Here is a 12,412-nt window from a genome sequence, read left to right on the forward strand (position 1 = left end):
AGGTTCCAGTTTTAGGCGGGATATCTTCTTCTCAAGAAATACCTGAAAAATGTAGGGCAAACCAACAAAATTAAAATACAGTTTTTTCAATTATTGCCTAAGAGTCTCGATCTATTCATTCGGCTTGCACAAGTTTTTAGGACAGACAAAATATTCTATCTATCAACTTTTTTTGTTACTCATTGATTCCAATTTTAACAGCCGGATTGCCAGCTACGATCCAAGCAGTTGGAACAGATTTTTTCACCAATGCCCCAGCACCCACAACAGAATTGCGTCCTATACTGACACCGGGCAGTATAACTGCACCTGCGCCAATGAACGCAGAGGAATTAACTTTGACATTTCCACAGATGGTTACTCCAGGTGCAATGAAGGCATGAGATTCAATTATGGAATCATGATCGATGCTTGCACGTGTATTGATGACAATATTATTATCTAGTTTGACTCCGCATTGAACCACAGCCCCAGCCATAATCTGACAACCTTCACCAATTTCTACAAAATTGCTAACAATGGCTTGAGGATGGATCACAGAATCGAACTGAAAACCTCTCAATTTCATTGCGGAGAATAATTTTTTTCGAGTCGCCGTTTTCGGATTGGCACCGACTCCATTCACCAAACTTGTTCGTGAAATTGATATCGTGTCCAAATATTCATCTCCTCCCAATACTGGAACTCCTAATATCTGAGCGGATGGTTTAATTTTAGCATCAAGAATACCCGTCACTTTTACCCCTTTTCTAAGGAGTGCATCTATAACTACTTTTCCATGTCCTCCTCCCCCCAAGATATACATAAAATTACACATCTAAAGGTTCGTCGATTTGATGAGTTTTTTTCGCGATTTTACCAAGGATTTCCCAGTGCAACATGGGAGAAATACCTGTTCCGGGACGCTTGCCAGTCAAATGTTCTTCTTTCAAGGTTTCCCCCTTTCTGATTGTCTTTGCTGCTACCAAACTTTTACGGGCTACATCCCGATTTTTCCATTCGGAAGCAGTGGGGCGTTTGATGCCATCACCTAATGCCTGTTCCACTTCTCGAATTGTCTTAACCAGTTGCCGTAATTCTTCTGGTTCTAAAGAAGCTTGATGGTCTGGGCCGGGAAGAGCGCGATCGCTCGTAAAATGCTTTTCAATAATTTTAGCTCCCCGTGCGACGGCAGCAAGGGAGATATGAATGCCAGGAGTGTGGTCTGAATAGCCTAAGGGAAGACCAAAAGCTGAAGCAAGAGTATCCATCGCCCGTAAATTCACTTCATCAAAGGGAGCTGGGTATTCAGTTGTACAGTGTAACAGAGCGACACGCTCCTGTAAATGCTGTTGACCCTGCTCTGAAGCAAAAGCCCGTTCAAAGTCCCCTCGTTTGGGGATATTGTCTTCAGGGGTGGTAAAGCCAAATGCTAACACTCCCAAGGCAGCTTCAACTTCTGCCAAGGTACTCATACCAGTCGATAAAATCACATTTTTTGCAGAACGAGCGATCGCCAATAAGAAAGGAGCGTTGGTAATTTCCCCTGATGGAATTTTGATAGTTTGCAAGCCCAACTTCTGGGTGAGCAGATGCAAACTGGGAACATCAAAGGGCGTTGAAAGAAAAGTAATGCCCCGTGTCTTAGCATGATCAATTAGAACCTCGTGGTCTGATTGGCTCAGTTCTAGCTTCCGGATCATGTCTAATTGACTTTCTGTGCGATCCGTCGTTTGAGTTTGATACTCGGCTTTAGGAGCATGACGACTAACTAGTTTTTCGGATTGGAAAGTTTGAAATTTAACTGCATCTGCACCCGCATCAGCAGCGATATCAATCAGTTGCTTGGCAAGATTGCGATCGCCGTTGTGGTTAACACCTGCTTCTGCAATGATAAATGTGGATTGGTTAAAAACCATGTTCAATGTCAAAGAAAGATTTTGGGGCTTGATAGATTACAGTTTTAAGTTTTTCTTTAACTCTGCGGTTCACATAGCCTGAACCATAGTATGATTTTACTGAGGGTAGTATAACTTGAAATTGATCAGATAGGACTTTGTGAATTGCTGCAATAATATCTGCGCTGCGTTCTAAAGAGTCGATGACAGATTCGGCTTTGAGGCGACCCTTTTGGCGATCGCCGAGGTTGATTGTTGGCTTTTTTAAAGCGGGAGCTTCAGTTAATCCACTGGAGGAGTTGCCGATAATTACATCAGCTTCACGCATCAGGCTTAAATAGCGTTGCTGACCTAGAGACACAAATGCCTTAGCTCTATGCTGATTTTTCCTCACCCAATTATCTATCTGATCGATCAAAATTCTTCCCCCTGTATCTGCATTAGGATAGGTCAAAATTACTGTTGCTTTGGGAAAGCCTTCGAGAGATGTTAACAACTCCTGCATGGCAAGGGATGGGGATTCTTCCTCAAGGGTGACGGGATGATAAGTCACGAGAAAAACAGGTGGTTGCAATGTCATCCCCAATAACTTTTCTAAACTCGGGCGATCGAGCCAGTCCATATATTGAAGATGATCGAGTCCGGGCGACCCGAAGTTAAAGACGCGATCGGGCGATTCTCCAAGTTGAATGACCCGCTTGCGATAAGGTTCCGCAGCAACAAAATGCCATTGAGAAAATTTTGTAATGGCATGGCGGATACTTTCATCGAAAGCTCCTTCTGTAGTTTCTCCACCATGTATGTGAGCCATGGGAATTCGAGCTACCATAGCAGCTTGAGCTGCAGCTAAAATTTCAAAGCGATCGCCCAACAATACTAAAATATCAGGGTGCAATCGCTCCAAAGTATCGGCAAAGCCAATCGTTCCCAAACCAATAGATTTAGCAATTCCCACAGGCGAATCAGATGATAGCAACATTTCCACCTTGGCATCAATGGCGAAACCATCAGCCTCAATTTGCTGATAAGTCAAGCCAAACTCAGGGGAAAGGTGCATCCCTGTGGCGATGATTTGTAATTCCAGGTCGGGATCATCAGCAATTTCTTTCATCAGCCAGTAGAGCAAACCGTACTCGGCACGAGTCCCCGTAACAATGCAGACTTTGCGCTGAGGGTTCATGTTCCACTCCCTCCAAATTTGGCACTGCTTGGAACATTGATCAAACTCGCTTCTAGCTGCTCTGCAATTGGTAGGGGAGCACGTGGACAGTCAGCATACATGGGTAGCTTATGAAGCAATGTCCAAGTGGGACGACATTGATAACCCGCATCATTTGCAACTGCAAGTAAGCGATCGCGCACTTCCAAACTGGGCTGCTTTAAGCGAATCGTATTCAGCCAGTAATTACTTTGGCTATTTCCCGGTTCGCCCACAAATTCAAGTCCGGCAACATCCGCGAACACTTCCTGATATTGCTGCGCCAACAATCGTTTACGTCGCAATAAATCAGGCAACTGTTCCATCTGAGCGCACCCCAATGCTGCGTTCAAGTTGGGCAATCGATAATTCCACGCGATGCGATCGTGAAATAACTCCCAACGATGAGGCTGTTTGGCTGTAGTTGTCAAATGTTTGGCTTGCCTAGCTAAATCGGCATCATTTGTCAGAATTGCACCACCACCTCCAGTTGTAATCACCTTATTACCATTAAAGCTCAAAATGCCCAACTTGCCAAAAGTGCCTGTATGCTGACCTTGATAGGTACTCCCCAAAGACTCTGCCGCATCTTCGACCACCGTCAAACGATTACAAATAGGGACATCAAGCAATGATGGCATATCCACTGGATGACCATAGGTGTGCATCGGAACCAGTGCAGCAATGCGCCGTCGAGTGAATCGATTAACGACTGTCCCTTCATGTTCCTCACTGCACTCCTTGATGTAATCCCTTAGCACGTGAGCATCTATACCTAAAGTCACCGGATCGCTGTCCAGGAAATGGGGAATTGCTCCACAGTGAGCCACGGCATTAGCTGTAGCCACAAAAGATAAACTCGGCACTAAAACCTCGTCTCCGGGTCTAACTCCTGCCAACAGTAAGGCAATATGAAGTGCTGCGGTTCCATTCACCACCGCTACAGCATATTTAGCCCCCGTATATTCTGCCAGCATTGCCTCAAAGCTATCCACATACTGACCCACCGATGAAACGAAAGTAGAATCTAGACAATCCTTCACCTTATCCCACTCATGACCCAAAAATTCGGGTTCATGGAGGGGGATAAATGGATCGGGTTTACCTAAAACTCTTTGTAAAGCCTTCAAAAAATCTCGCTCCAGCTTGTCCACCCTTGGGTTCTCCCTCAAATATTATAGCGATCGCTTTTATATCCTAACAGGTTTGCGGAATTCATAAACCATTCGGCCGTTTCTGCCAAACCGCGTTTAAAGCCTTCCCGACCGCCATAAAGAGGTTCCCAACCAACAAGCTGTTTGGCTTTTGTATTATCCGCCCACAGTCGATTCACTTCACTTTTCTCGGGACGCAAACGAACCTCATCCGTTTCTATTTCTATCTCTACACCTATCGCTTCTGCAATCAGTCGCACTGTGTCACCAATTGAAATTTCAAAGTTACTACCGATGTTAATCACTTCTCCTACAGATTTTTCAGACTCGGCAATTCTAATAAACCCGTGAACTGTATCTTTAACGTAGTTAAAATCTCGGGTTGGATGCAATGCTCCCAGCTTGATTTTACGTCGTCTATTTGCAATTTGAGTAATGACCGTGGGAATGACAGCCCGAGCCGACTGTCGGGGTCCATAAGTGTTAAATGGGCGAATAATAGAAACTGGCGTACCAAAAGATCGGTAAAATGACATGGCAATTTGGTCGGCTCCAATTTTGCTTGCAGAATAGGGAGACTGTCCTTGTAAAGGATGGTCTTCTGTAATTGGCACAAATTGAGCGGTTCCATAGACTTCACTCGTAGAAGTGTGTACCACTTTTTGAACTTCTACCTCTTTGGCTGCCTGAACTATATTTAGTGTCCCCTTGATATTTGTATCGACATAAGTAGCTGGAGAATGATAAGAGTAAGGAATTGCAATTAAAGCGGCCAGGTGAAGAACCGTGTCACAGCCTTTCATGGCTTCTTTGACACCATGTGGATCTCGAATATCGCCAGCAAACACCTCTAAGTTATCTAAAATTTCTTGTGGCGATCGATCCAACCAGCCCCAGGAGTTAAAGGAATTGTAGAGAACAAATGCTTTGACAGAATAACCTTGCTTTATTAGTTGTTCTGTCAGGTGAGAGCCAATAAAACCATCGGCACCAGTAACCAAAACTTTTTTCATAATCACCCCAAATAACCTAATCAAACAGAATCGCGTTGAGCATTTAGTCGGATTTTACCTGATCTCCAAAACTTGATTGAGACTTGATACGGATTGGCTTTTCAGGTTTTTGTTTAATGTTTGCATTTATTTTCAGCCAATCTGAATTTTGATCGCACAATTTCACAATATCCCGCAAACCAAAAACCCGATCATTGACGTGCAAAGCCTCGAAGATTTTTTCAATCAACTTAAAATCTTCAGGAGTATCTACTGTTAGCCGTAGCTCTGGTCTTCTGATTTCTAAATCTGTCACAGTTAAAGTTCCTACTTTAAACAAGCCAGTTTTAGTAAAGTAACCTCCCCACACTTCTGTATCTATTTCATCTTTTATTTGACAAGCTCGCACCATAGCAGGATAGGAAAGGGCGTAAGCAAATGTTCCAAATGGTAATCCTTCAGTATTTGTAAAATCGTTGTCTTGTTCAATATGAAAATCTACCAATTTATCAATATACCCTGGATCGACAAAAGGATTGTCTGCGGTGCAACTGATAACAGTATCAACATTATAATAAGTTGCGGCATCAGTCAATCGCTGAAGAACATCTTCTGGATCACCTCGAAAGCAATCTATAGACTCTTGCTTGGCAATTTCTTCCAAAGGATCGTCTTGAGAGATAGGAGAGGTACAAACAACGATCTTTTCTGGACGTTTAGACAATTTCAGTCTATCTATCATATGACAAATCATCGGCCTTCCTAAAATGGGCTTAATTACCTTCATCGGTAAACGAGTGGACTTGAGTCGGGCAGTAATTAAAATAGCTGTTTTCACAGAACATCTTCCTCCGTAATTAATTGATGGGCTGCTATAGGTTCCTTGATTTTTTTACCAATAATGCACTGCGCTTGATCGGGAGGCAAACCTAATTTATCGGCGCGCATAAACAATAAGTCTCCCTCTGTCACTTGACTTCCGGGGGGTAAATCCCGACAAGCAACTATGCTTTTTTTAGAATATTTCCTATACCTCAGTTCTTCTGGCGAGAAAGGCTTGGGAGTTGCCACTCCCATAGCAACCTCAATTTCTCGCACCATTGCTACGAACTTGGCAAACTCATCTGGGTTAAGAGCCGATTCATGATCAATGCCTTTAAAAGAGCGATCGTGGGTGATGTGTTTCTCTATGATATCTACTCCCATACCCACTGCTGCTGCTGGCAATAAAAATGCAGCTAGACTATTTCCATCACTGTGGTCTTGATAGCCAATTGGTAACTCAAACATTTTCTTGATTTTCATCATATAATTAAGATGAATTCCGTCTGTAGGAGTCGGAAAATTTTGATATCCGTACATCAACCAAATATCAGCTTTTCCGGATTCTCTAATCCACTCAATTGCTGTTTGAATTTCATTCAAAGTCGAAGCGCCCACGCTCAAATCAATGCGCTTGTTAGTGGCAGCAACATACTTAACTAGATAGGGATTGGATAGATCTGAAGAATGAATTTTGTAGGCATCCAAATTAATACTTTCTGCAAAATCCACACTGCTGCGCTCGTAAACGCAAGCAATGATGTCCATTTTCGGGTAGCTGTCCCGAACATACTTGGCTAATTCCGTCCACTCTTGACGGGACAATTCTATCTGAGTTAATTTTTCGTAGTCTGGATGATGGGGTACCACCATATCAGCGACAGACCAAATCTGAAATTGAATGGCATTGGCATTAGCTTGACCAGCACCATCAATAATTTTTTTTGCGCGGGCGGTATCCCCTTCGTGGGAACAAGCCATTTCGGCAACCACATAAACCATCTTTGATGTCAACATATAAATTTTATAGAACTCCTGAGTTGAATTTTAATGTTCAATCGCTGTGTTGTCAAAGATCTAATTTAATTTCGTAATATATAATACTACTATATAAGGTTTAAAATTAATCAGCTATTTATCTAATAGCTTAATTTTTTTCAAGAGAAATCATTTGGGTTATAGAGTGATCATAACCCAATGATTCCATCTGTGTGAGCAATGGTTCAGCAAGTAAGTCGAATGCTTGATACAATAACTCTTGCTCCTGGATATATTGATATTCATAACCATATTCTTCAAAAATGGGTTGACATATATGCTCTATAAATACAATTTCATATGGGGCAATAAAATTTTGATAATTATTCTTATTTTTATTGGAGCATTGTTCATTTTTTATGGTATTAATTTTACCTGGCTTAATACTCAAAAAAGAACTATTTATTAGCATACCTTTTTTTGATAGACTTTCATAATCATAACTTGTATTATCAATCCCAATAAAACTTAAAATATCATCTATAACTTTCTGCTTATTAGCGACTAATTCTTCATATTTGATTACTTTAACATTCGTATCTTTTGTAGTAAAGTTGATGAATTTATATAATGACAAGATGTCAATCAATATCTTTTGTCTACAGAATAAATTGCCATTTAACTTTCTAATAATATGCGAAGCATAAACATTGCGTGGATCGCGAATTAACAACAAAATTTTGGTAGGATAATATTTAGAAAATAACTTATAATCCATCCAACTATTGGTATACTTGAGTCCGAATATTTTGGGATTATTACAATTATTACATGCCGCTAAAATATCTTCTTCAATAACTCGCAAAGTTTTGATAACAAATTCACCTTCACTGGATATTTTACCAATCACAGGAAACAACACTTCATCCTTAAATACAGGAGATTTTGATGGCTGATAATGTAAGATTTGATTTTCAGTATAACTCCAAAAAATATTCATTATCTTACGATATATAGGAATTCCTTCCATCGAAAAAGCAATATCTGGATGCCTTGCTATATTCAGATGTCGTGAATATAACAAGTCAGACAAGAAAGATGTGCCAGACCTCATTGTACCTGAAACCATCAAGAAATCTCTCATTTGTTTTTTATTGAAAAAATCAGCTTGCTTCTAACTATACTATTGTACACTAGCTAGGTGCATAAATCGGTAAATTTAAATTTATTTACAAATAATAATTTTAGTAGTAGCAATATGTTGGCTCATTCTTTTGTATAAAATTTCAATATATTCATGAATGATTCTTAATCATATTTATTTCTGAAACTGAATACTTGTTAGCATCATGTCCTGCCATCACAAAATCTGCAATACGATCTTCAACTGTTCCTGATAGCATCTGGGGATTTTTAGCAAAATATGAATCACGCCTAGCTTGACAGAGTTTAGCTGCTAGCCCTCCATGGAGTAATTCAGGAACAATTGTATACAATTCATCTTCTGATTTTGCACTTATTGCCACACCAACTTCTGCAAGGTCAATCGGAAAGGGTTCATCCTCCAGTTGGATGGATAGTACATTACGATTGAGGGCAGCCGCTTCTACTCCAACATTGCTGAACAGTGTGACAACTAGATCTGAGGCAAGAATTGCCTCGGTTAAGTTATGATCCAAATCTACCCAAACCCATTCAGAAGCACCTAGCTGGCTGATTCGTAAGCTGTAATTATCTTGATTGTTCATATCTCCAGGATGTAACTTTATAATAATCTCAACAGAAAGCCCTTTACATGCAGCAATTAAAGTGATTATGGCCTTACAACAAGACTCAAAAAGTTTCTGCTGAGTAGCAAAAACTATCACATAAGATCTTTCAGTCTTTTTTATATAATTATTTAAATGGAGTTTTTGCTCAAAATATCTGGCTTCAATAATTTTGTTTAATGTTATGTGAGAGCCACTTAAAAGCATTTGATTTTTATTTAACTTAAAGTGGGATTCATAAAAATCAGCAAAATAAGTATCAGGTATAATAATATAGTTAGTAATAGGCTTTTTATATCTGGGGTGAGAGCTATGAAATAAGAAAGCATAGGAAAAAGTCGGAATTTGATAATTTTGAGCTGCTATTGTAAAAATACGTGAAGATACCGATCTATCACCCGAAATCATTAACAACCGGTTTATTTTAGTTTTATTAGTCACTAATGTATTTTCTACAGAAAAAGCAAAATTAAGAATACCAAAAAAGTCTTTTGTCAAAAACTCTATTAGCGCTTTAGAAAAAAATGAAATTCCTAATATGTTTATTTGAATACCTCGCAAATTATTCACTTTTTTAATATCAATATTTTGTATCAAATAAGCGTACAGCATATTCTTCCAATAAAAATCAATATTTTGAGCCTTATTAACTATACTTTCCATGCCCAAAAACGTATAAAGATGATTAGCTTTATAGTCAGATAAATTATTCGCAATATATCTCGTAATTTTTGTTTGTAGTCTCGATGGTATAGCTGTTCTCTGAATTGCCAGACAGTTATGTTGTTCCAAAATAGCTTGCAATATTTTCTTAGTAACTCCAGCAACCCTAAAGTCAGAAGGAGCATAATTACTAATGACTCCTATACAGAAATCTTCTATGTCATCCCACAATTTTTGTTTGTTTGTAATAAAAAAGTTGTTTAAGTAATTAGCTAAATCCCACAATTGGTGATTGTTAACGTCGTTAATATGAGTGGGCAATAAATTCTCCATAAGACTTAAACTAGGATTAATAGAAGTATCAATTAAATAGGATTGTTTTTCAGGATATGATGAGAATAAAATGCTGCATATATAATCAACTATTACAGTTTTAGAGTGAATAAAATATATTATTTCAGGGTTAAAGTTTTTTAAATACATTATAAGGCTAGTAGCAAAACAAGACCTGATATATAACAAATCGTCCAATGAAATAGACAATGCTGGAGCATAGCGATTTATCATTTCATACAAAGAATGTCCTTTAAAAGTATCTGAAATAAATTGAGTTATATAACTAGCAATGACTTCAGAATCTTTTGCTATTGCTACATCTAATGAAGAGTTTACCGGTAAATTTGAACCAATTTCTAATATGTCTACTTCACATGGTAGTTGGTCTATAATACCATGTACTGCCTGCAAAATCTTAGCATTATTAGACAAGATTAGCATTTGATCTGCCATGAGAGCTAAGTCATACAAAATCTTGACATCTGTGGAAGGTTCCAAAATAACAGCTATCTTTTCCGCTGGAGTTATATCAATACTATAAAATTCTGTACGTGGTATTCTTTCGCTGGTTATCGGTAAAGGACAAATACTTATTAGTTGCTGTATGATAGCTTCACTAATTATGGATTGATCCAATTTTGGTAATAATTTTAAAACTGCTGTAGGAATACTCAACATCCATGACAACATAGCCAAGGTAATCATACTGTTTTGATTTAATGATTTTGTCTCGATTTCTTTCATAACAAATGCGTGATGTTCTGAAATATTTTGAAATTTTTTCAACATCTTGGTAATATCAGCTAATGATCTATTATCAATTTGTGTAATATCATTAGTTTTAAAATATTCAAAAATAGATTGAATCACTGCATTTTCTTGGCCATAATTACTAAGACAACGCCAAAGAGAATAATGCACAGTTTTGGGTAATGTATCATTATCAATCGATATAGCACACTGATAAGCCTCAGCAGCCTCCTTCCAATTTTTTAATCTTTCATGAGCAATACCTAGTCTAAAGTACCAATTGGCTTGACCAGAATCTAAACTAATTGCCAATTCATAGAAATTTATCGCATCTTGCCACTTATCAGTTGTTGCCAAAGTATAGCCAGCTCGAAAGTTGAGTTCAGCAGACTGTGAATTAATTTTCAATGCTGACTGATAAGCATAAGAAGCCTCAGTAAACAAATGCATTCTTTGAAATTCACAACCCAAATTGTAGTATTGATCGTGCAAGTTAGTCGCATTTTTTATTAATAATTTTGTTTTGACTTCTAGGATTTTTACAGAGGATGAGAATTGTTTTTGAATTAATGCAACTTCTTGATATATTATTTTCGATGCACATAAAACTATTAAGTTAGACTTCATTTTATCTAAATCATATAAAATCCTTAAATCGTTATTATCTTTAATGACAACTACGATTATATCTTGTTTTGAGAATTCGTCATTTTTTAACTTAGATAGTGATGTTGAACCAGCGATAAAAGGAATTGGTTTTAGTTCAATAACCTTATTTATAATGTAATAAATATTATGTTTATTTAGTAGTTCATGTAAATGTATTAAAGCAATAGAAGGAATACCTAATAGGTAAGTCATAACTGCTAAAGCTAAAACCTGGCTTGGTTGCGGAACCAATAATATGGATTCAAGTTTTCTGATGGAAAATACATAATTTGCCTGTAAATTTTCAAACTTGGCTATGATGTTTATTAGATAGTTGAAGTCTTGATGATCTATTATTTCAACAATATTATTAGTCAAAAAATACATAAAAATAGATTCAAGATCTTGCTGACAATAACCTGATATGTATAATTGACTCCAATATTCAGGATTCATAATATCAGTTAAAGTATTATTATTGTTAAATATTAGATTTTGATGGTTTAATTTATTGGAATTATTGATTTTTTGAAAATTATGTAGTACAAGATTATTTTTGGTTTCTAATACTTGTTCTATGCTTAAAAGTTTAGCTCCTGCGCGATGAACCACGCTATCTTTCAATGTGGCAATTGGTTCTATCCCGAAATTAATCATATCGTGAAAATATGACCTAAATAAATCAGTAAAGTCGTAATAAAATGGCTTTTCATTTTGTAATGATGGATCTTCTTTAAGCAATCTATACTGATTGTAAAAATAATCTTTATGATCAAAAATATTGTAATATTTAGAGAACTTCCCAGTCTGTATTTTGTGCAAATCCTGACGAATATTCTGTAGCGTTTGTTGCTCTTTTTGCCAAAAATACCCGTGGTTCGTTTGGTCTACTCCTATATAAATTATACGTTTAGCACCCATTATTACTGCTAAATGTGTCATGGCAAGCGCTTGATTTCTTAAGGTCATAATATAAGGTTTTTGAATGGTAAAATGGCGTGTTAATCCGTTGATATCACTATATTTTTCTTTAATTAAATTCTCAGATAAATCACAAGTATTTTCATTCTTGTTGTTGATTTTAATTAATTGATAATTACGCAAATACAAACTACCTAAAATAATTTGAGGAGTATAAGCTGACAAAAGATATGTTAAAGGCACTTTATAAAATGTGTTGTTTCCTCCTATTACTATCTTGTTATTGAGGCTGTTCATTTGATGC

9 protein-coding genes are annotated in these 12,412 nt (G+C 37.6%); all 9 read right to left on the minus strand.

Annotated features, from left to right (window positions below):
• Positions 1 to 175: 175 nt before the first annotated feature.
• On the minus strand, positions 176 to 805 hold the full coding sequence (locus NLZ44_RS03820; RefSeq protein ID WP_493751902.1) for an acetyltransferase: 630 nt from the start codon (positions 803 to 805) through the stop codon (positions 176 to 178).
• 4 nt (positions 806 to 809) lie between these two features.
• The gene (neuB, locus tag NLZ44_RS03825; RefSeq protein WP_493751903.1) at positions 810 to 1,898 is read right to left on the minus strand and encodes an N-acetylneuraminate synthase; all 1,089 of its coding nucleotides are present in this window, start codon (positions 1,896 to 1,898) and stop codon (positions 810 to 812) included.
• Positions 1,888 to 3,057 (minus strand): UDP-N-acetylglucosamine 2-epimerase, encoded by a 1,170-nt coding sequence (neuC, locus tag NLZ44_RS03830; protein WP_493751904.1) that lies wholly within the window; start codon positions 3,055 to 3,057, stop codon positions 1,888 to 1,890. Before neuC ends, neuB begins: the two co-directional genes overlap by 11 nt.
• Complete coding sequence (locus tag NLZ44_RS03835; protein ID WP_493751905.1) at positions 3,054 to 4,229, minus strand: LegC family aminotransferase; 1,176 nt, start codon at positions 4,227 to 4,229, stop codon at positions 3,054 to 3,056. The genes neuC and NLZ44_RS03835 overlap by 4 nt, the downstream gene beginning before the upstream one ends.
• Positions 4,230 to 4,243: 14 nt before the next feature.
• Positions 4,244 to 5,242 (minus strand): NAD-dependent 4,6-dehydratase LegB, encoded by a 999-nt coding sequence (locus NLZ44_RS03840; RefSeq protein ID WP_493751906.1) that lies wholly within the window; start codon positions 5,240 to 5,242, stop codon positions 4,244 to 4,246.
• 43 nt (positions 5,243 to 5,285) lie between these two features.
• Positions 5,286 to 6,059 carry a cytidylyltransferase domain-containing protein gene (locus tag NLZ44_RS03845; RefSeq protein WP_493751907.1) on the minus strand — a complete coding sequence of 258 codons (774 nt, stop codon included), beginning with the start codon at positions 6,057 to 6,059 and terminating at the stop codon, positions 5,286 to 5,288.
• Positions 6,056 to 7,060 (minus strand): N-acetylneuraminate synthase family protein, encoded by a 1,005-nt coding sequence (locus tag NLZ44_RS03850; protein ID WP_493751908.1) that lies wholly within the window; start codon positions 7,058 to 7,060, stop codon positions 6,056 to 6,058. The genes NLZ44_RS03845 and NLZ44_RS03850 overlap by 4 nt, the downstream gene beginning before the upstream one ends.
• A gap of 130 nt (positions 7,061 to 7,190) precedes the next feature.
• Positions 7,191 to 8,165, minus strand: a complete 975-nt coding sequence (locus NLZ44_RS03855) for a sulfotransferase (protein WP_493751909.1) — start codon at positions 8,163 to 8,165, stop codon at positions 7,191 to 7,193.
• 151 nt (positions 8,166 to 8,316) lie between these two features.
• Positions 8,317 to 12,405, minus strand: coding sequence for a hypothetical protein (locus NLZ44_RS03860; protein ID WP_493751910.1), 4,089 nt, complete (start codon positions 12,403 to 12,405; stop codon positions 8,317 to 8,319).
• Positions 12,406 to 12,412 lie beyond the last annotated feature (7 nt).

Source organism: Arthrospira sp. PCC 9901, from assembly GCF_059013425.1.